Here is a 19,657-nt window from a genome sequence, read left to right on the forward strand (position 1 = left end):
TTTCAAATGGGCCCCGATGGGGTACGGGGTCGGCGTCGTTCGCCGCTCAGAGGGTAACGGGGCCTGGTAGAGCGGGTGTAACGCCACCCTAGGCAATTCTCATGCTAGTCCAGACGCGTACACGTGTTCGATCCCTCGTTGGAGTGAAGCACATGTCACGTTCCCTTCCGGGCATGAACCATTTAGGCTCCGGGCACGTCCTCATGAACAACCCGGCAATCCGGCCGGGCGGACGCAACCCCCTGACAAACCAGAGACAAGCCAGCAACGCGAAACCGTAAAGCGACGCAATACGGCTCATTCGCCGCCAACCGGCAACAGACAACCACTCCGGACGACCTCCGGAAGAAGTTTCAAGGAAAAGCCACGAGCGGGAACGTTTTCGGCCTGGTTGGATGTTGACCCTGGTACGACAGCTCGTCGAGCTAGAGAAGAGGCGACGTGACTACTGTTCTGACCCCCGCGAGCCCCCTGACGGCCGCTGACCGATGCGACCGCTGCGGCGCACAGGCCTACCTGCGCGTTCTCCTGGCCAGCGGCGGCGAACTGCTCTTCTGCGCCCACCACGGTCGCAAGTTCGAGCCCGAGCTCAAGAAGATCGCCGCGGAAATACAGGACGAGACCGACCGGCTGACGGTCACGCCCTCGTCCGCAGAGGACGACGAACGCTGACGCCCTGAGAGCGTCCACGACGAGCCAAGGGCCGGTCACGACCGGTCGACGGGCGGCCCACCCCGGGTGTGCGGGGCAGGCCGCCCGTTCTCGTACCCTCACGGGCCCCGGAGCCCTACGAGGCCCCCTGGGCGCGGGCCTGCCGCCCGGCCCATAGAGGCCCGCTGAGCGCGACCGAGCGCGTACGGAGAACCACCACGCGGGCACGGAGCGACCGTCGAGCATGTCGAGCGCGTACGGGGTGGATTCACCCGCGTACGGAGCGAAGCCACCCGCGCACGGAACGGGGCAACCGCCCCCGCCGCACTCCGATGACGCCGTCACAGCGGGACCCCGGGCAGGCACGCTGCGTGCCTGCCCGGGGTCCCGCTCACTTGCCGTACGGGCGGATCCGTCCCGCTCGCCCCGCGGTACGGGCGGGCCCGTCGCGCTCAGCCCTGCTCGTTCACCGCCCCGGCCACCGCCGAGATCCGCGTGTACACCCCAGGGCTCTCCGCCTGCCCGCAGCCGCTCCCCCAGGACACCAACCCGATCAGCCGTCCCCGGGCCACCAATGGCCCCCCGCTGTCCCCCTGGCAGGCGTCGTGGCCCCCTTCCGGGTCCCCGGCGCAGAGCATGGTGGCCGGCTCGTACGTTCCGTCCAGGTTTCCGGGGTAGGCCCGCTCGCACGCGGCGTCCGGCAGGACCCGCACCCGGGCCGCCCGCAACGACGACGCGTAGGAACCGTCGCCCGTGGTGTCGCCCCAGCCGTAGACCACGGCCTCCGTGCCCGGCTCGGCCGCGGCGCTGTGCGGGCCCGCCATCCGGATCGCGTAGCGCTCCGGCAGCGCGGCGGACAGGGTCAGCACGGCCACGTCGCCCGCGTTCGAGAGCGGGTCGTACGAGGGGTTGACCCAGGTCCCGCGCACCGCGATCTCCCGGCCGCCCTGCCCGCGCAGCTCCCCGCGGCCCGCGATGACCTTCAGGTCGTGCACCTCGCTCAGCGGCACGCCCAGCACGTCCCGCCCCAGGCAGTGGGCCGCCGTCACCACCTTGGTCGGCGCGACCACCACTCCCCCGCAGAACTGACCCGCCCTCGTACCCCCGAACCGGTCACGACTGGACACCGCCACCACCCACGGACTGTCCGACACCCGGACCGGCTGCCCCCCTATGACCACTCCGTCGGCGACGGCGGAACCTGGTGCGACCAGTGGTGACACGGCTGCGGCGGCGGTCAGGGCGAGGGCCCCGGTCAGCGATCGGATGATGGGTCGGCGCATGCGTCCTCCTGACTCAGGGGTGAACTCGGCACACCCAGAGTCATCCAGCCCCCATCGCACCGCACCCGCGCACGCCACGGGCCCGGACCTCCGTACGGCGTTCACCGCGAGCGGGGCGCGCGGCGCCCTACCGGAAGGACCGGGCCCGCTTCGGGCCGGACACCGGCCGGTCAGTCGAGGTAGTCGCGCAGGACCTGCGAGCGCGAGGGGTGACGCAGTTTGGACATGGTCTTGGACTCGATCTGGCGGATGCGCTCGCGCGTCACGCCGTAGACCTTGCCGATCTCGTCCAGCGTCTTGGGCTGGCCGTCCGTGAGGCCGAAGCGCATCGAGACGACGCCCGCCTCGCGCTCGGAGAGGGTGTCCAGCACCGAGTGCAGCTGCTCCTGGAGCAGGGTGAAACTGACCGCGTCGGCCGGAACGACGGCCTCCGAGTCCTCGATGAGGTCACCGAACTCGCTGTCCCCGTCCTCACCGAGCGGGGTGTGCAGGGAGATCGGCTCGCGGCCGTACTTCTGGACCTCGACGACCTTCTCGGGGGTCATGTCGAGTTCCTTGGCCAGCTCCTCCGGGGTGGGCTCGCGGCCCAGGTCCTGGAGCATCTGGCGCTGGACGCGGGCCAGCTTGTTGATGACCTCGACCATGTGGACGGGGATGCGAATGGTGCGGGCCTGGTCGGCCATGGCGCGGGTGATCGCCTGGCGGATCCACCAGGTCGCGTACGTCGAGAACTTGTAGCCCTTGGTGTAGTCGAACTTCTCGACCGCACGGATCAGGCCCAGGTTGCCCTCCTGGATCAGGTCCAGGAAGAGCATGCCGCGGCCGGTGTAGCGCTTGGCGAGGGAGACGACGAGGCGGAGGTTGGCCTCCAGGAGGTGGTTCTTGGCGCGCCCGCCGTCCTGAGAGATGATCTCCAGTTCGCGTTTGAGCTTCGGCGCGAGCTTGTCGGAGTTCGCCAACTTGTCCTCGGCGAACAGTCCCGCCTCGATGCGCTTGGCGAGCTCCACCTCCTGCTCGGCGTTGAGGAGGGGAACCTTGCCGATCTGCTTGAGGTAGTCCTTGACCGGGTCCGCGGTGGCGCCCGCGACCGCGACCTGCTGCGCGGGCGCGTCGTCCTCGTCCTCGTCGGAGAGCACGAAGCCCTTGCCCTCGCCGCTCTCCTCCTCCTCGCCCGGCTTCGCCGGAGTCTCCTCGTCCGGTTCGTCGGGACCGCCCGGCGCGTCCTTCTTCGCCGTGGCCTTCTTGGCCGTCTTCTTCGTGGCGGCCTTCTTCGCCGTGGCCTTCCTGGCGGTCGTCTTCTTGGCGGCGGCCTTCTTGGCGGTGCCCGCCTCGTCCTCGCCGACCGCCGCGTCGACGCTCTCCGCCGCGGGGGCCGCGGCCGCCGCAACCGTCCTGGGAACGGCCGTACTTGCCGCCACGGTCCGGGGGACGGCCCGTTTGGCCGGGGTCTTCGCTGCGACGCTCTTGCGGGCGCTCCTGGGCGGCTCCGCGGCAGTGACCATCAGCGTCACACCCTCTTCCTCAAGGATCTGATTGAGGCTGCGCAGGACGTTCTTCCACTGGGTCGGCGGAATCCGGTCGGCATCGAACGCCCGACGCACATCGTCGCCGGCGATCTGCCCATCAGCCTTCCCCCGCTCGATGAGCGCCAACACGGACTCGGACTCGGCGATCTCCGGCGGGAGCGTACGGGATGTGCTGGCCGACACGAACAACCTCTCGGAACGATGGAAATGGCGTCCGACCCCGCCCGCGAGGGCCTGAGCCGACGACCACCGGCTGGGCATGCACCGGCGGACCGGGCGAAGACCGGAATCGGGCGGCGGGACCGCGAGCGGCTCCGCTTTCCCTCCTCGGCTGTCACCTCTTTGGTCATCGCGGGATACCGAGGAGCGTTACGCCCAATCTTTCGTGGCCCGAGTCACAACGGATTCGGAGGAAAGCCACAGATGGGATAAATGCCTACATTCGTGTCGCCGAACCCGAAGCGGGCCCGGCGACACGAGGAGCAACCGCCCGTACGGGGCGGGACTTTCGGGGACTGATGTGCCGTCAGTGCTCACGCGGCGCGGGAACGACGCGCTCCACTTCCGGGTGCACCGTGAGGAGTTGACGCATCGCCGACTCCGCACCCGAACCGTCGCCCGCAGCGAGCGCGTCGGCGATCCGTGCGTGGTGGGAGAGCGAGGCGTCGGTGGGACGGTCGCAGCCGATGATCGGCCCGCCGGACACCTGAAGAGCGGCCGAGACGATGCCGGACAGGTGCTCCAGCATGCGGTTGCCCGCGAGCTGGATGAGCAGGGAGTGGAATTCGGCGTCGGCCCGGGAGAAGGTGAGGGAGTCGCCCTGGGCGAGTGCGTGCCCCATGATCTCGACCATGTCGCCGAGCCGCTGCTGCACGTCCTCGCGCCCGTGACCGGCGGCGAGCCTGGCCGCGAGCGGCTCGATCGTCCAGCGCAGCTCGGCCAGTTCACGTCGCTGGTCGTCGCGCTGGGGACCGAAGGCGCGCCACTCGATGATGTCGGGGTCGAGCAGATTCCAGTCGCTGACCGGGCGGACACGGGTACCCACATTGGGACGGGCGCTGACCAGGCCCTTGGCCTCCAGGACGCGCAGCGATTCACGGACGACGGTGCGGGAGACCTCGAACCGCTGGCCGATCTCCTCGGGTACGAGCGGACGGTCCGCGCCGAGGTCGCCGGAGACGATCATCTGCCCGAGCTGCTGGACGAGTTGGCCGTGCAGTCCGCGGCCGCGGTTGCCTGCCGCGCGGCGGCCGACCCGGCCCAGGTCGGATTCCGGACTGTCCCAGCCGAGCGGGCCGACGCGGTCGGTGCCGGGCGACTCCGCGTAGGGGTAGCGGTCGAGTTCACCAGGCCCGGCAAGACCTGAGTCGACGGGGCGGGCGGCGGTCATCATGGTGTGCGCAAGGGTACTCACGGATCAGTTGTCGGCTTGAGTTCCCTGCCCCTTGAGGTCTTTGGTGAAAAGCACACGAAAGGGTGATCACCGCCCACTGCCTAATTGACGCCTTATCGGAAAGAAACGGGCATCCACGGGAGAGTTGCGGGCATTTCGTCGGCTCCGCGTCAGGTTGTGATCACCAACGCGCCTTGCGGCGAAGGCTGGTGAGCAGATACGCGCAGAGGAGTGCAGGGAGCGACAACACCAGCGCCACGCCGACAGGTTGGGCAAGGACCCGCATCGCCGAGAGCAGCCACTGGTCCGTCTCACCGGGCAACTTCAGCCACACCAGCTCCCGCAGCCTGCCCGGAATTCCGGCCATCGAACGCGCGGCCGGTCCGGTGAGCAGGTGCTGAACCGCCGGTGCCACGGCGACGGGTACGGCGAGCACGGCCGCCAGGCCGGCGGTGGTGACGCGGAAGACTCCGGCGCCGAGCAGGCCCGCCCAGGCGCAGCCCACGCAGAGCGCGGCCCAACTCACCGCCTTGGCCGTGCTGTCCGGGAAGAGGTGGACCGACTGCGCCCCGTAGAGGAAGCGCAGCAGCAGGAAGTTGACGACGGCGGTCACGGCCGCGAGGACCAGCGCGAGCCCCGCGGACACGGCGAGCTTGGCCAGCAGCAGGCCGAGTTTCCGGGGCGAGGTGCCCCGGGACGCCGCGAGTGCCGGGTAGCGGAACTCGTCACCGAAGGCGTACGCACCGAGCAGGCCCGCGCCGAAGGCGGCGGGCGGCAGCGGAAGCAGGTCGGGCCAGGCGGCCAGGGCGACGGGCAGGGGGGTGGCGCCGCCGCGCGCGAGGAGGGCGGCGAGGGCGGCGGAGACACCGAGGACGACGGCGACCGCCACCAGAGTGGTTCGGGTTCCGAACGTCCGGCTCAGCTCGTACCGCAGAGGCCGCAGCGGGCTGCGGAGGGGGCGCGGACGGACGGGCGGAACGGGTGCGGCGGCACGGGCATGGCCGGCGGCGGACCGGGACTCGGAAGTGGCGGCGGCCGTGGCCCTGGCCGCGCCGGCCACGGAGGTCGCGGCGGCGGCGGGGGTTGTGGTGGCGGCTGAGGACGCGGGGGCGGCTGGAGAGATGGTTTCGGTGGCGGCTGGGGTGGCGGTCGTGATGGCCGCCGGGATCGGGAGTGCGGTGGCGGGCGACGGGGCGGGCTCGGGTGCGGGGTCCGGTTCGGCGTTGGCCTGCGGCTCCTGGGCGCCCGACGTGGCAGGCTGCGGGGCGGGGGTGAGGCCGGAGACGGGGGCGGGGACGGAGGTGGCCCGGGGGCCCATGTCGCCGATCTCGTCGGCGAGTTGGTGCAGCAGGACGCCGTGCCGGAAGGCGGTGTCGCCTACCTCCGCGCAGGTACTGCCGTAGACGGAGAGCCGGTTGCCGCCCTCCGGTACGACCTCCACGGAGCGGCGGCCCGCCCTGGCCTCCTTGCCGAGCAGCGAGCCCAGGCGGAGTGCCTGCGGGGTGCGTACGGCGACGCGGGGGCGCAGCCGGGTGCGGGCGAAGTCGGCTGCGGCCTGGTCGGCGACGAGTCGGCCGCCTTCGAGGGTGACGACGCGGTCCGCCGTGCGGGCGGCCTCCTTGGGGTCGCCCGTGGTGTAGAGCACGGTGCCGCCGTGGGCGGCGTGGGCCCGCAGGAGTCCGAACAGCCAGCTGTTGTCGCGCGGGGAGAGTCCGGTGGCGGGCTCGTCGAGCAGCAGGGTGTGCGGGTCGGCGAGCAGGGCGGAGGCTAGGCCGAGCCTGCGGTCCATGCCCAGCGAGAGCGTGCCGAGCCGCTGCTGCCCGAGGCCGGTCAGACCGACGACGTCGAGCAGTTCGTCGGCGCGGGAGGCGGGAACCCCCGAGGCGGCACACAGCATGCGCAACTGCCCGCGCGCGGTGCGGGAGGGGTTGCCCGGTACGTCACCGAGGAGGGCGCCCACTTCGCGTGCGGGGTGGGCGATGCGGTTCAGGGGGCGCCCTCGGAAGTAGGTGACGCCTCGGCCCTGTTCGAGGGAGAGCATCAGGCGCAGTGCGGTGGTCCTGCCGGAACCGGGGTCGCCGAGGAGGGCGGTGACATGCCCCGGCCTCGCCTCGAAGGTCAGGTCGTCCACGGCGGGCGGACGGGTCCTGCGCCGGTTGCTGGTGAGTCCGATGGCCTGGAGCATCGCTTCCCTCGCGTCTCTTGCGTCTCCCGCATCTCCCGTCTCTCCTGCGGGAGGTGGGAACGCTCGGCGGCTGGGACGGGTACCGCAGCAAGATAACGCGACATTTCGGTCTTTTTGCGCAGCGGGAAGAAGTGCGGGTGTCAGACCCCTCGCTCAGACCTCGGGACGCAGCATCGGCGGATTGAGCACGGTCGCCCCGCCCGCCCTGAACAGCTGTGCGGGACGGCCGCCCTGACGGGTCGTCGTTCCGCCGGAGGGGACGAGGAAACCGGGCGTTCCCGTCACCTTGCGGTGGAAGTTGCGGGGGTCCAGGACGACGCCCCACACGGCCTCGTAGACCCGGCGCAGCTCGCCGACGGTGAACTCCGGCGGGCAGAAGGCGGTGGCGAGCGACGAGTACTCGATCTTCGAGCGGGCCCGTTCCACACCGTCGGCGAGGATCCGCGCGTGGTCGAAGGCGAGCGGAGCCGCCTGTTCGCCCTCCCGGCCAAAGCCGTCGTCGCGTCCGAGCAGGTCCTCCACCGGGGCCCACCGGGCGCTGTTCGCGTCGCCGCCCGCACGGGGCGCGGGCAGGTCGGGGGCGAGCGCGAGATGGGCGACGCTCACCACTCTCATCCGCGGGTCGCGTCCGGGATCGCCGTAGGTGGCCAGTTGTTCCAGATGGGCACCGTTGCCGAGGGCGGTGGCCGAGGTGTCGTGCGTCGTGGGCCCCGACAGCGCGGTCGGCGCCGACAGCGCGATCAGTCCCGTCTCCTCGGCCAGTTCCCGAGCTGCGGCCGCCGCGAGGTCCTCGTCCGCGCGGACGAAGCCGCCGGGCAGTGCCCAGCGCCCCTGGAACGGCGACTCCCCGCGGCGTACGACCAGGGCGCAGAGCGCGTGGCGACGCACGGTGAGCACGGCCAGATCCACGGTGACGGCGAAGGGCGGAAAGGCCGACGGATCGTAGGGCGACATGCCGCGATCATAGTCGTCTTCCTGACGATAAACAGTCCCCGTGCTCCTCTCCCCGCCTCTCTCCTCGCATCTCGTGGCACCCTTGTCCGCTTCCGCACCGCCCGTCGGCGGCTCGCCCCGCGTCACGTCGTCACACCCCCAGTTGGAGTCCGTCCGCGGCCTCCTCGATCATGCCGAGCCCGAGCCTGCTGACCCGTACGGCGAACGGCTCCGCCGCGACCCGCAGCCCGGACAGCCGCAGGGCACCGAGAGGCGCGCTGCTGAGCGGTGCCAGCCGTACCGTGCCCGCCGGGGCGTCCGGACGGATGCCCACCAGGGTGGAGAGGAGGTGGATTCCCGCGGCGGCCGACACCGCGGCGGGCCGGCACGCCGCCGGGTGCGGCAGCGGAAGGCTTCCCGCGGTGCGCTGCTCCCCCGCGTACATCTCGGGCAGCCGGTGGTCGAAGGCCTCCGCGGCGTCCAGCAGGCCACGCAGCAGGGAGCCCGCCTCCTTCTCGTACCCGGCGGCAGCGAGGCCGGAGACCGCGACGGCGGTCTCGTGCACCCGTACGGCGCCGCTGCGGTGGCCGAACGGGTTGTGCGCGGCCTCCTTGGCGCCGAGTCCGCGCAGTCCCCATCCCGAGTCCATGGACGGGCCGCCGAGCAGCCTGGCCAGTTGCTCGGTCTGTACCCGGTCCAGCAGGCCCGGGGCGAGCTGTCCGGCACCGAGCAGGCCGGTGTCCAGCAGGTGTACGGCTCCGGCACCGAGGTGCGGCACCGGCCGCCCCTCCGGCGTCCTCGCGGCAGCCGGACGGCCGCCCGCCCGGTCCTCGATCCAGAAGTCCTGCCGGAAGGCGCGGCGCAGGGCCGTCGCCCGTTCGCGCCAGCCGTCGGCTCCGGGCCGGCCGCAGGCCTCCAGCAGGTCGGCGCCGAGCAGTGCCGCCCGGTGGGCGTGGGCCTGTGTCTCGGCCCGGCACAGTCCGCCGGGGCCGGGGTCGCGCAGGTACGGCCCGTCCCCCAGGGCGGTGTGCAGCCAGCGCAGGCAGCGCTCGGCCGCGGGCAGCAGTTCCGCCAGGTCCTGTTCGGGGAGCCCCCAGCGCCTGGCCTCGGCCAGCACGACGGGAAAGGCGAGGGTCGCCTCCACTCCGGTGCACCCCGGGGGCAGGTGCGGGCCCGCGTCCCGGAACGGCCCCGGCACGCGCCCGTCCCCGTCCGCCTGGGAACGCGCGAGGGTGCGCAGCGTGGCCGCCGCCAGCCGGGTGCCGAGCGGGAGCGCCATACGGACGGCCCACAGGGCCTCGGCCGGGGCTAGGCCGCAGCGCCAGGGGATCCCGGCCGCCGGGAAGACGTCCGAGGGGTGGGCGGGGTCTCGCATCAGCAGGGACCGCAGATCCTCGACGCCGGCCCGGAGCAGGTCGCGCACCCTGGGGTCGTCGCCCTCGGCGTCGGCCTCGGGCAGCGGGCAGCTTCCGGACCTGCCCGCCGGGCGGACCGCCCGGTCGGTCCGCACCCGCAGTTCGAGGGTGCGTGATCCGCCGGGCGGCAGCTCCATGTTCCAGCGCAGCAGACCGGCGGAGGCGAGGGCGTCGTCGGGCGGCGGGTCCGCCGTCACCAGGGCCAGGGCACGGGCCGTCGCCCAGCGCATGCCGGAGTCGTGGACACTGGCGGGCAGTTCGGGCCCGGGACGGCCGGCTCCGATGGCGCCCAGGTCCGCGAGGTCGGTGCCCAGGGAGATCTCCACCGGGACCCGCAGCGGGCGGGGCACCGAGTTGCGCAGGGTGATCCGCTCGGTGCCGCCGGCGGTCCTGATCCGCTCGACCACCACCCCGGGGTCGGGTCCTCCGTCGCCGGGCGTGCGGACCACCGCCACGAACCTGGCGCGGTCGGCACCGGTCAACCTGCCCTGCACGGCGACGGGTTCGCGGTCGGCCACCCGCAGGACACAGCGCGAGAGCAGCCTGCGGCCGGCCTGGTAGAAGCCTTCGAGCCCGCTTCCGGTGAGCTGGCCGTGCTCGGCGGAGATGGCGAGGGACGGCAGGTCTGCGCAGACGATCATCGTGTGCACGGAGGGCAGGGCGGGAGGCGGACCGGCTGCGGGGGTGCCGCCCCGGCCGGGGGCCCCGGCGGCGGGGCGGCGGGGCCCCTGGGGCGTGCCGCGGGCTGCGGACGACGGCGGGACGGTGAGTGCCATGCGGTGCCTTCTCTGCGCTCCGAAGGACGGCGAGGGACGTGACGACGAGGTGCGTGGGGCGCCGCCACAGGAGTGAACGTCGGCGCGGGCGGCTGGGTCACGGCCGACGGGAGCGGGGAATGCGGCAGGCCGTGGGTGGTGCCGTGCTTCCGTCCGCCCCCGGTGCGCCCGTCGGTACTCGCTCATCGCCCGCTCCGGGCCCCGCGCCGGGCCCGGAGCGGAGTCTCCCGGCGTCGTGCACCTGCGGGCACCGCCGGGTGGCCGGGCCGGGCCGCTCCGCGTGGGCCCCTGGGCCGGCCGGCCGCGCCGCCCTGCCGGACAGCACGGACCGGCTTTCCGCCCCGGCCCGCCGCCCGCGCGCTCCGGACCTGCGGTTTCCCGGCCTCCTTGAGGGCCCGGCGGGCCGCTGCGGTCGCGGCTGCGGTGGTGGTCCGCCCCGTGCGGGAGGACCGGTTGCGGCGCAGGCAGGCGCGCAGCCGTTCCGGATCGAGGCCTTCGTTGCAGGCCTGGTGGAGCAGTTGGGCGAAGACGTACTCGGCGTCGGCGCGAAGGGCGAGGCCCAGGGCGGCGCGGGCCTCCGGTTCGTCGCCGCCCGACCAGGCGACCCAGCCCGCGAGGGCCAGCGGCGGTGCCGCGTAGGTGTCGTAGGGGCTGACGCACCGCCTGGCCAGGGCGCGCCAGAGCCGCAGGGCGGGGGCCGCCTCGGGACCCTCCATCCACGCCGCCGCGTGGTCCCTGGTGTCCCGGTCCTGGAGTCCCACGATGACGGTGGCGGCCTCCTCGTCGCTGATCAGGGCGTCGTCGGAGCGGTCGGCGGCAGCCCAGGAGCCGCGGGGCGGCGGAGCCTGGCCCAGGCGCTTCATCAGGACCCGGGCGAGGTCGAGGGTCTCCCCGGCGACCTCTGCGCGGCCGGTCTCGCCGAGGATCCGGGGGACCACCGCACCGCCCGTGGCGTCCAGCGCCCGTACCTGCGCGCGACGGGAGTCGGGGTCGGACGGATGGGGCGTGAGCCGGTCCTCCATCTCGCGGAGGGTTCCTCGTACCTGGATACCGGCGTACGCGGCCGCTGCCGCCATGACCGACGTACCGGGCAGGGCCAGCCCGGTGCCCTCGGGCGGGCAGCAGCGGGCGTCGGGGCAGCAGTAGGACCAGAACCGGCCGCCGGAGATGCACAGGGCCTCCAGCACGGGGACGTCCAGGGTTCCGCAGGCCACGCGCAGCCGCTGGGCGAAGGCGCGCAGCCGCTCCATCACCTGCCTGCCGCTCTCGCCCTCGGCCGGGTCCTGGCAGAGGAAGAGGACGATGCCGTCCGGGCGGCCGCTGCGCCGCTCGCTGTTGGCGACGAGGGACTCGGCGAGATGTCCGGCCAGGGGTGCCCACTCCTGCGGGGATTTCGGAATGCCGAGCCTGAGCCGGCCGCCGAACCTGCCCCGGTCGCCGTGCAGGGCCACCATGACCACCGAGTCGCTGGGGAAGTAGCCCATCAAATACGGCAGGGCATCGGCCAGTTGGGCCGGACCCCGCAGGGTGATCTGCTGCTCGTCGGCCGATTCGGCGGTGTCACGCGGACCGTAATGCTCACTGTTCGTGTTCATGCCGCTACGTTGCATCACCCGGCGGACACCCCGCCACCCCTGTGGATAACGTTATCCACAGGTGGCGGGGGTACGTTCGCGCGATGTCGGTGCCATCGGGTTGCATGGGGGCATGACCAACGCAGATCTCAGGGCATCGGCCGACTCCGTACTCGCCCGCCTCGTCGGGGACCCCAGCGGCACGGCCCGGCTGCGCGAGGACCAGTGGCGGGCCATCGAGGCGCTCGTCGCGGACAAGCGCAGGGCGCTGGTCGTGCAGCGGACCGGCTGGGGCAAGTCGGCCGTGTACTTCGTGGCGACCTCGCTGCTGCGCGCCCAGGGCAACGGCCCCACCGTGATCGTCTCCCCGCTGCTCGCGCTGATGCGCAACCAGGTGGAGGCCGCGGCCCGCGCCGGTATCCGCGCGCGCACCATCAACTCGTCCAACCCGGAGGAGTGGGACAGCGTCCAGGCCGAGGTCGCCGCGGGCGAGGTCGACGTCCTGCTCGTCTCGCCGGAACGACTGAACAACCCGGACTTCCGCGACAACGTCCTGCCCAAGCTGTCCGCCGCCACCGGGCTGCTCGTGGTGGACGAGGCGCACTGCATCTCCGACTGGGGACACGACTTCCGCCCCGACTACCGGCGGCTGCGCACCATGCTCGCCGAGCTGCCGCCGGGGGTTCCGGTGCTGGCCACCACCGCCACGGCCAACTCCCGGGTGACCGCCGACGTCGCCGAGCAGCTCGGTACGGGGGCGGGCACCGACGCGCTGGTGCTGCGCGGGCCGCTGGACCGGGAGAGCCTCAGCCTGGGCGTCCTCTCCCTTCCCGACGCGGCGAGCCGCCTGGCCTGGCTCGCCGACCACCTGAACGAGCTGCCGGGCTCCGGCATCATCTACACGCTGACCGTGGCGGCCGCCGAGGAGGTCACCGCGTACCTGCGCCAGTGCGGGCACACCGTCTCCTCGTACACCGGCCGCACGGAGAACGCGGACCGTATGCAGGCGGAGGACGACCTGCTCGCCAACCGGGTCAAGGCCCTGGTGGCGACCTCGGCACTCGGGATGGGATTCGACAAGCCCGACCTGGGCTTCGTGGTGCACCTTGGCTCGCCCTCGTCCCCGATCGCCTACTACCAGCAGGTGGGCCGTGCGGGCCGCGGGGTGGAGCACGCGGAGGTGCTGCTGCTGCCCGGCAAGGAGGACGAGGCGATCTGGCGTTACTTCGCCTCGGTCTCCTTCCCGCCGGAGGAACTGGTACGGCGGACCCTCGACGCCCTCGCGCAGTCCCCGAAGCCGCTCTCGCTGCCCGCCCTGGAACCGATGGTGGACCTGCGGCGCACCCGCCTCGAAGCGATGCTCAAGGTCCTCGACGTGGACGGCGCGGTGCACCGGGAGAAGGGCGGCTGGACCGCCACGGGACAGCCCTGGATGTACGACACCGAGCGGTACGCGTGGGTGGCCGGGCAGCGCAGCGCAGAACAGCAGGCGATGCGGGAGTACGCGGCGACGACTGGCTGCCGCATGGAGTTCCTGCGCCGTCAGCTGGACGACGAGGAGGCCGCGCCGTGCGGCCGGTGCGACAACTGCGCGGGTCCCCGGTTCGACGCCGAGGTGTCGGGCGCCGCGCTGGACGCGGCGCGGGGCGAGCTGGGACGCCCCGGCGTCGAGGTGGAGCCGCGGAAGATGTGGCCGACCGGTCTGCCCGCGGTGGGCCTCGATCTGAAGGGCCGCATCCCGCAGGGCGAGATCGCCTTCCCGGGCCGCGGTCTCGGCCGGCTCTCCGACATCGGCTGGGGGAACCGGCTGCGCCCGATGCTGGCGGCACAGGCCCCGGACGGCCCTGTTCCGGACGATGTGTTCCAGGCGGTGGTGACCGTGCTGGCCGACTGGGCGAAGGGGCCCGGCGGCTGGGCATCCGGAGAGGCGGACGCACCGCCGCGCCCCGTGGGCGTGGTCACCGTGCCCTCGTACCGCAGGCCGGGGCTGGTCTCCTTGCTGGGCGGGCGGGTCGCCGAAGTGGGGCGGATGCCGTTCCTCGGCTCGCTGGAGTACGCGCCGGAATCGGCCGGGACTCCGCTCCCGCAGGCCAACAGCGCCCAGCGGGTCCGCTCGCTGCACCAGGTACTCACCGTTCCGCCGCAGTTGGCGGAGGCGCTCGCCGCGGCGGGCGGGCCCGTACTCCTGGTGGACGATCTCTCCGACACGGGCTGGACGCTCGCCATCTCGGCGCGGCTGCTGCGCCGGGCCGGAGCGGAAGGGGTGTTTCCGCTGGTCCTCGCCGTTCAGGGGTGACGGGAGGTATCGGGGGCGGTTCGACTGGGCAGAGATATCAGTGTCATATCCACAGAATCCGGCCGGCCGCCCCATTTGCTCGTTGCCGCATTCCCTCGCGCCAGGAAGAATTGGGAGGGCTCCCCGCACGGCTTCTGTGGTCGAAGGGCTGTGCCGTGGCGCGCCCCCACTCGACCTTGCCCGCAGCTGTGGGCGCGTATGCGAAGGGAGGACCGTGACCTTCGGATTCGCTCCGTCGCCGAGTTCGCTGAGCCCGTCGTCCGCCGATGCGGCCAGTCGGCTGGGTCGAACGCTGGAGCCCGCCGAGTGGGCTTCGGCGGGAATTCCCCTGCTGCGCAACCCGCGTGAGGTCGTCAGCGGCCTGCACGCCCGCCATCGGCCCGCGCTCGCGACCGCAGTGGTCGCGGTGCTGGACACCGAGGAGCGGCTGATCGCCAGCGCCTCGTTCGCCCGCCGCTCCTCCCCCGCCGACGGCTGGGAACTGCGCAACTCGCTCCTCGCCCACCTGCGCAGGGTGATCCCGCACGACCTCCGTCGCCGTACGCCCGTCAGGACGGCCGTACTGCTCTACTGCCGGGACGGCGACGAGCGTTGGACGGAGGAGGACGGGGCGTGGATGTGGGGCCTGCGTGACGCGTGCACACTGCACGGGCTGCGCTGCGGGGCGTACATCACGCTGACGCGCGGCGGCTGGCAGGTGCTCGGCGAGGGACGCGGCGGCCGTCGCCCCAGTGCGGGGTCGCGGCCCACCGGCCTCGCGGACTCGCTGGCCGAGCCCGATCCGGCGCTGCAGAGCACCGGCGGCGGATCGGCCGCTGCCCTGCGCAGGGCAGCGGCCCGCTGATCCGGGATCCGGCGGCTCCGGCAGTTCGGTTCACGGGTCCTGATTCCCGGGAACCGGACCCCGGGGCCTGATCCCCGGGGTCCGGACGCCGTGCTTCAGACTCCGGCGCCGAGCCCGGCGTTGATCCGCTCCGGGTCGCCGCAGACGATCAGCAGCAGTCCGGCACGTTCGCGGGCCAGCGGCAGCGACCGGGCCAGGGTGTCCCCGGCTTCGTCGTTGACCGCGACGACGACCACCGGACGGGCGGCGGCGCGCTCCGCGGCACTGATGTCCGCGTAGAAGACGTCGTCACGGGCGTCGTGCTGCGCCCAGTAGGACGCCTCGCCGAACGACAGTTCATGGGCGGCCCACGGGTGTTGCTCGCCCGTGGTCAGCACCAGTACGTCGCCCGGCGCGCGGCCGGAGTCGAGCAGCAGGTCCACCGTCTCCCCCGCGGCGTCGAGCGCGCCGTTCACGGGAGCGGGGATCAGCTGGATCTGGGGCCCGTCCGCGGACGGGCCGGCAGCGTCGACCGGGGAGGCCTTCGGCGCGGAACGATTCTCCGCAAGGGGGGCCTGGGGCCGGTCGGCCGAGGGGCGGATCCGCTGCGCCGGCGGGCCGGGACGGGCGGCGGGACCGGGGCGCGGCACCGCCGCGGGACGCGGTCCGGGAACGGGGCGAGGGGTCGGCGCGGTCCGGCCGGCGGCCGGCGTGGTGCGGGGACCCTGGGCGCTCTCGTGAATCTGAGGCTCCTGAGGAATGAGAGGCATGAGTGGAAATCTGTCAGACGCCGGTACGGCAGGCACCGGCGGGGGTGCGTCGGATGGTGCTGTGGTGCTCGGTGATGCTGCGTAATGCTCGTTGGTGCTGCGTGGTGCTCGGTGGTGTGCCGTCCGGCGTATCGGATGGTGCATCGGTCGATCCGTCGGACGGCACACCGAGCGCCACGTCGCTCCGACGCGCGGACGTGCCGCGCGTCCGGCAGAGCTGTGCCGCACGGTGAACGGTCAGAATTCGAAGCCGAGTTGGCCCCCGCTTTCCAGTGCCGCGGCCTCTGCCGAGATCCGGTGTTTCTTGAGGTGCCGCCACTGCGGAAGCCCGTCGAGATAGGACCACGAGAGGCGGTGGTGCGCGGTCGGCCCGAGTTCCTCAAGGGCCGCCTTGTGCACGGGCGACGGATATCCGGCGTTGGCCGCGAACGCGTAGGGCGCACAACCCCCCGCCTCCCCGTCCAGTTCGGCCATCATCGCGTCCCTGCGCACCTTGGCGATCACCGAGGCGGCCGCGACCGCGATGCAGGACTGGTCGCCCTTGATCACCGTACGGACCTTCCAGGGTGCGCCGAGGTAGTCGTGCTTCCCGTCGAGGATGACCGCATCGGGCCGTACCGGCAAGGCATTTAGCGCACGTTCGGCGGCGAGCCGCAGTGCCGCCGTCATGCCGAGTTCGTCGATCTCCTCGGGAGTGGAGTGGCCGAGCGCGTACGACGTCACCCACTCCTCCAGCAGCAGCACCAGTTCGTCGCGGCGCCTGGGGCTGAGGAGCTTGGAGTCGGTGAGTCCGGCGGGTGGGCGGCGCAGTCCGGTGACGGCGGCACACACGGTGACGGGTCCGGCCCACGCTCCCCGCCCGACCTCGTCGACTCCGGCAACGATCTTGGCACCGGTGGTGGCGCGCAGGGAGCGCTCGACGGTGTGAGTGGGAGGTTCGTACGGCATGGCGCCAGCCAGGGTACGCCGCCGGGGGCGGGCCGCGACACCCGCCCCGCCCGGTTGACGTCCTCGCGGAACTCCGGGGCGGTCCGGGGTGCCCGGCCCGTGCGCCACGGGCCGCGCTGCCCCTGCGAGCCCTAGCGTCCGTACTCGCCGCTGTCGCCCGAGTCGAGCCCCCGGCAGTTGTTCACCGAAGGGTCGAGCGGGCGGTTCTCCACGATGTCGAGGGCACGCTGCTGACCGAGGCTGGTGGCGTACCACGGGCTCTCCTCAAGGCCGCTCATGATGCCGCGCAGCGCACAGGTCCGCTGTGGTTCGGGGAGGGTGTCGAGAGCGGGCACGGCGTCCGCCGAGAGGCCCCGGAAGTACTCGACGTCGATCACCTGCTGGTGCTTGAAGCGCGCGACGTTGCGCTCGGCGACCAGGGCGTCGGGAGAGGCGAGGCCGAAGGCCAGGACGGCGGCCGCAGCGCTGCCCGCGACGGCCCTGGGCAGCCAGCGGGCGCCGAACACCCCGGCGGCCATGATCAGTACGATCACCACGCCGAGCCAGAGCTCCATCGCCGTGACCGAGACACGCAGCCGGGTCAGCCCGTACGCGTCGACGTACAGGTCCATCCTGCGCAGCGCGGAGGCGACCACCACCAGGGTGAGCAGGCACAGCACGCCGAGCACCGAACGCACCAGGGTGGCGTCGCCGGGCCGCGAGCGCGGCGCCCAGCGCTTGGCCAGGGCGATCACGACGAGGGTCAGCAGGGTGGCCCAGAGCAGTTGCCAGAAGCCCTGCCTGGCGTACTGGGCGTACGTCAGTCCGGTCTCCTTGAGGACCTTCTCGTAACCGCCGAACAGGACGGTGAGCTGGACCGCGATGAAGGCCGCGAAGAGCAGGTTCAGCACGATGAGCGGAAGTGCCCATTCCATCCGGCCGCGTGCGCGCGCCGGGGCGATCCTGGCCTTGTCCCACTGGTGCGGTGCGGCGGCGGTGCGGGCGGCGGCCAGGGCGCCGACCAGGCCCAGCGCGAACAGCAGGATCCGCCAGGGGCCGTCGGAGACCGACGCGTCCGGCATGAGGTTGCCGAGCAGTTCGGCGAAGGCGGCGTCCGCGCTGACGAAGAGCGCGCCGAACACCACGAGCAGGACCGCGGCGATGACGACGGTGCGCACCACGGGACCCCAGCGGTCCCGGGAGCCCTCGGCCCGTTCGCGCAGGCCCTGCCAGCCCCACCGGATGCCCGGGACCACGGAGCCGACGATGCCCAGCGAGCCGATCAGGATGCCGAGCCAGGTCCGGCTGCCGTGCAGGGCCAGTGAGCCGAGCGCGAGCGCGGAGACGACGGCGAGGAAGGTCGGCCAGCCCGCGTCCCGCAGCACCGGTATCGCGAGGAGGGCGAGCCCGGCGATGCCCCAGAGCAGTGTCCAGGGGCGGATGCGGCGGCCGGCCGCCTGAGCCGCGAAGAACGCGGCGAGGGTGGCCGGGACGGCGACGATCAACAGGTTCGCACCGAGCCCGTCGCCGAGGAACAGACCGCTCAGCACCGCGGTGGCCAGCGCGGCGAACAGCGAGGCGGCACGCACTCGGGCGGGCGGCCCGGGGCGCACGCCGGCACGCCAGGCGGGCGGCTGCGCGGCCTTCCGCTGCCGTGCCTGCTGCCACTGCTGGTGGGCCTGCCACTGCTGCCACTGCTGCTGTTGGCTCAGTTGCTGTGCGGTCTGCGGCTGCGTCTGCGCGTACGCGGGCCGCGGAACGCCGTCCTGCGCCCCGGCGACGGCGCGCGCTCCCGCTCCGGCCTGCGCCGCGGGCGGTACGGCCGCGGCCGGTACGCCGGCCGCCGGTGCTGCCGCCGCCTCGGACGGCGCGGTGGCCGCCTCCGGCGGTGTGGCTTCGGACGGCGTGGACGGCACTGCATCGTCAGGCACGGGACCCCCTCCCGACCAGGCGCTTCGCGTCTCGCGCAAGGCGTGGCGGGGAGGGCCCGGTGTCGCTTCGGTGCACGCCCGTGATGATCAACGGGCCTGCGTGGCCGTCAGACTAGCCCGACTGTCGGACACTCGTTCCCCCCGCACCGTGGATGCGGACACAACCGTGACAGGAGCAGGGCCATGAAGCCCGCTGCGGCCCGTTTCGAAGCCCGGTGCACACGCAGTGTGCGGGGCCCCGGCAGACGTGCGGGGCCCCGACCGGTCAGCGCGACGCGGCGGGCACCCACTCGGGCAGTGCCTCGGTACGCTCCAGCCAGGCGTCCGGCGGGCTGCCCGCCGCGGCCGCCGCGAGCACTCCGCCGACGATCGCGCAGTTGGTGTCGACGTCCCCGCCGACCTGCGCGGTGGTCCAGAAGGCACCCTCGAAGTCGCCGAGTCCCCGGGCCGCGGACCAGAGCGCGAACGGCACCGTGTCGTGGGCGCTGGTGCGTCGGCCGCAGCCGAGCACGGCGGCGACGGTGGTGGCGTCGTCGTAGTCGAGCATGTTGCGGGCCCGGCGCAGTCCGGCGGCGACCGCGCTGCGCGGGACGAGGGCGATCACGCCGTCGAGCAGTCCGGCGGGGGTGGGCGGTCCGGCCGGCCCGGCCGCCAGCGCGGCCGCGGCGGCGACCGCCATCGCGCCCATGACGGCTTCCCTGTGCTGGTGGGTGACGTACGCGGAGATCTCGGCCTGGTGGGTGGCCTGTTCCGGGTCGTCGGCGTACCAGGCACCGAGCGGGGCGATCCGCATGGCGGCGCCGTTGCCCCAGGAGCCGCGCCCGTCGAACAGGGCCGAGGCCAGCTCGCGCCAGTCGCCGCCCTCGCGGACCAGTCGCAGCATGCGGTTGACGGCGGGGCCGTAGCCGCGGTCGAAGTCGTGGTGGTCGGCGAAGGAGCGCGCGAGCGCGTCCTGGTCGATCCGGCCGTGCCCGGCGAGTACGGCCAGCACGGAGGCGGCCATCTCGGTGTCGTCGGTCCACTGCCAGTCGCCGTCGGGCAGTGCGCGTCGCTTGAGCAGGGGGTAGTTGGCGGGTACGAAGAACTGGGAGCCCAGGGCGTCTCCCACGGACAGCCCTCGCAGGCTGGCCCGTGCGCGCGCGTAGCGCGGGTCGGAAGCGGAGTCAGCGGTCAT

14 protein-coding genes are annotated in these 19,657 nt (G+C 73.0%); 3 read left to right on the plus strand and 11 right to left on the minus strand.

Annotation, left to right across the window (positions count from 1 at the left end):
- Positions 1-441: 441 nt before the first annotated feature.
- Positions 442-672: a hypothetical protein gene (locus tag ACFYVL_RS18170; protein ID WP_389245802.1), complete on the plus strand. Its 231-nt coding sequence runs from the start codon at positions 442-444 to the stop codon at positions 670-672.
- A 431-nt stretch (positions 673-1,103) separates the two neighbouring features.
- On the opposite strand, the gene ACFYVL_RS18175 is transcribed toward ACFYVL_RS18170, so the two are convergent.
- From ACFYVL_RS18175 to ACFYVL_RS18205, 7 genes are all read right to left on the minus strand, one after another.
- The gene (locus ACFYVL_RS18175) at positions 1,104-1,934 is read right to left on the minus strand and encodes a S1 family peptidase (protein ID WP_389245804.1); all 831 of its coding nucleotides are present in this window, start codon (positions 1,932-1,934) and stop codon (positions 1,104-1,106) included.
- 170 nt (positions 1,935-2,104) lie between these two features.
- Positions 2,105-3,643, minus strand: coding sequence for an RNA polymerase sigma factor (locus tag ACFYVL_RS18180; RefSeq protein ID WP_389245806.1), 1,539 nt, complete (start codon positions 3,641-3,643; stop codon positions 2,105-2,107).
- Between the two features lie 343 nt (positions 3,644-3,986).
- Positions 3,987-4,874, minus strand: coding sequence for a FadR/GntR family transcriptional regulator (locus ACFYVL_RS18185; protein WP_389245808.1), 888 nt, complete (start codon positions 4,872-4,874; stop codon positions 3,987-3,989).
- Positions 4,875-5,034: 160 nt separating this feature from the next.
- Positions 5,035-7,038 carry an ATP-binding cassette domain-containing protein gene (locus tag ACFYVL_RS18190; RefSeq protein WP_389245810.1) on the minus strand — a complete coding sequence of 668 codons (2,004 nt, stop codon included), beginning with the start codon at positions 7,036-7,038 and terminating at the stop codon, positions 5,035-5,037.
- A 153-nt stretch (positions 7,039-7,191) separates the two neighbouring features.
- Complete coding sequence (locus ACFYVL_RS18195) at positions 7,192-7,992, minus strand: NUDIX domain-containing protein (protein ID WP_389245812.1); 801 nt, start codon at positions 7,990-7,992, stop codon at positions 7,192-7,194.
- Positions 7,993-8,122: 130 nt separating this feature from the next.
- Positions 8,123-10,162, minus strand: a complete 2,040-nt coding sequence (locus tag ACFYVL_RS18200) for a glycogen debranching N-terminal domain-containing protein (protein WP_389245815.1) — start codon at positions 10,160-10,162, stop codon at positions 8,123-8,125.
- Positions 10,163-10,344: 182 nt separating this feature from the next.
- Positions 10,345-11,757: a DUF4192 domain-containing protein gene (locus ACFYVL_RS18205; RefSeq protein ID WP_389245817.1), complete on the minus strand. Its 1,413-nt coding sequence runs from the start codon at positions 11,755-11,757 to the stop codon at positions 10,345-10,347.
- A 112-nt stretch (positions 11,758-11,869) separates the two neighbouring features.
- Between ACFYVL_RS18205 and ACFYVL_RS18210 the strand changes: the two genes are divergently transcribed.
- Positions 11,870-14,032 carry a RecQ family ATP-dependent DNA helicase gene (locus ACFYVL_RS18210; protein ID WP_389245819.1) on the plus strand — a complete coding sequence of 721 codons (2,163 nt, stop codon included), beginning with the start codon at positions 11,870-11,872 and terminating at the stop codon, positions 14,030-14,032.
- 214 nt (positions 14,033-14,246) lie between these two features.
- Complete coding sequence (locus tag ACFYVL_RS18215; RefSeq protein WP_389245821.1) at positions 14,247-14,876, plus strand: hypothetical protein; 630 nt, start codon at positions 14,247-14,249, stop codon at positions 14,874-14,876.
- A gap of 95 nt (positions 14,877-14,971) precedes the next feature.
- Here ACFYVL_RS18215 and ACFYVL_RS18220 read toward each other — a convergent pair whose 3' ends face one another.
- The 4 genes from ACFYVL_RS18220 to ACFYVL_RS18235 form a co-directional block, all read right to left on the minus strand.
- Positions 14,972-15,625 carry a hypothetical protein gene (locus tag ACFYVL_RS18220; protein WP_389245824.1) on the minus strand — a complete coding sequence of 218 codons (654 nt, stop codon included), beginning with the start codon at positions 15,623-15,625 and terminating at the stop codon, positions 14,972-14,974.
- A 237-nt stretch (positions 15,626-15,862) separates the two neighbouring features.
- The gene (locus ACFYVL_RS18225; protein ID WP_389245826.1) at positions 15,863-16,573 is read right to left on the minus strand and encodes a ribonuclease HII; all 711 of its coding nucleotides are present in this window, start codon (positions 16,571-16,573) and stop codon (positions 15,863-15,865) included.
- 131 nt (positions 16,574-16,704) lie between these two features.
- Complete coding sequence (locus tag ACFYVL_RS18230; protein WP_389245828.1) at positions 16,705-18,483, minus strand: DUF4153 domain-containing protein; 1,779 nt, start codon at positions 18,481-18,483, stop codon at positions 16,705-16,707.
- Positions 18,484-18,748: 265 nt separating this feature from the next.
- Positions 18,749-19,657 carry an ADP-ribosylglycohydrolase family protein gene (locus ACFYVL_RS18235; protein ID WP_389245830.1) on the minus strand — a complete coding sequence of 303 codons (909 nt, stop codon included), beginning with the start codon at positions 19,655-19,657 and terminating at the stop codon, positions 18,749-18,751.

Source organism: Streptomyces sp. NPDC004111 (assembly GCF_042874215.1).
Lineage (GTDB): Bacteria > Actinomycetota > Actinomycetes > Streptomycetales > Streptomycetaceae > Streptomyces.

Bases quoted from the DNA above. Each gene is read 5' to 3' on its own strand.
- ACFYVL_RS18190 (WP_389245810.1), bottom strand. From the start codon at position 7,038: ATGCTCCAGGCCATCGGACTCACCAGCAACCGGCGCAGGACCCGTCCG.
- ACFYVL_RS18225 (WP_389245826.1), bottom strand. From the start codon at position 16,573: ATGCCGTACGAACCTCCCACTCACACCGTCGAGCGCTCCCTGCGCGCC.
- ACFYVL_RS18195 (WP_389245812.1), bottom strand. From the start codon at position 7,992: ATGTCGCCCTACGATCCGTCGGCCTTTCCGCCCTTCGCCGTCACCGTG.
- ACFYVL_RS18200 (WP_389245815.1), bottom strand. From the start codon at position 10,162: ATGGCACTCACCGTCCCGCCGTCGTCCGCAGCCCGCGGCACGCCCCAG.
- ACFYVL_RS18175 (WP_389245804.1), bottom strand. From the start codon at position 1,934: ATGCGCCGACCCATCATCCGATCGCTGACCGGGGCCCTCGCCCTGACC.
- ACFYVL_RS18235 (WP_389245830.1), bottom strand. From the start codon at position 19,657: ATGACCGCTGACTCCGCTTCCGACCCGCGCTACGCGCGCGCACGGGCC.
- ACFYVL_RS18220 (WP_389245824.1), bottom strand. From the start codon at position 15,625: ATGCCTCTCATTCCTCAGGAGCCTCAGATTCACGAGAGCGCCCAGGGT.
- ACFYVL_RS18210 (WP_389245819.1), top strand. From the start codon at position 11,870: ATGACCAACGCAGATCTCAGGGCATCGGCCGACTCCGTACTCGCCCGC.
- ACFYVL_RS18205 (WP_389245817.1), bottom strand. From the start codon at position 11,757: ATGAACACGAACAGTGAGCATTACGGTCCGCGTGACACCGCCGAATCG.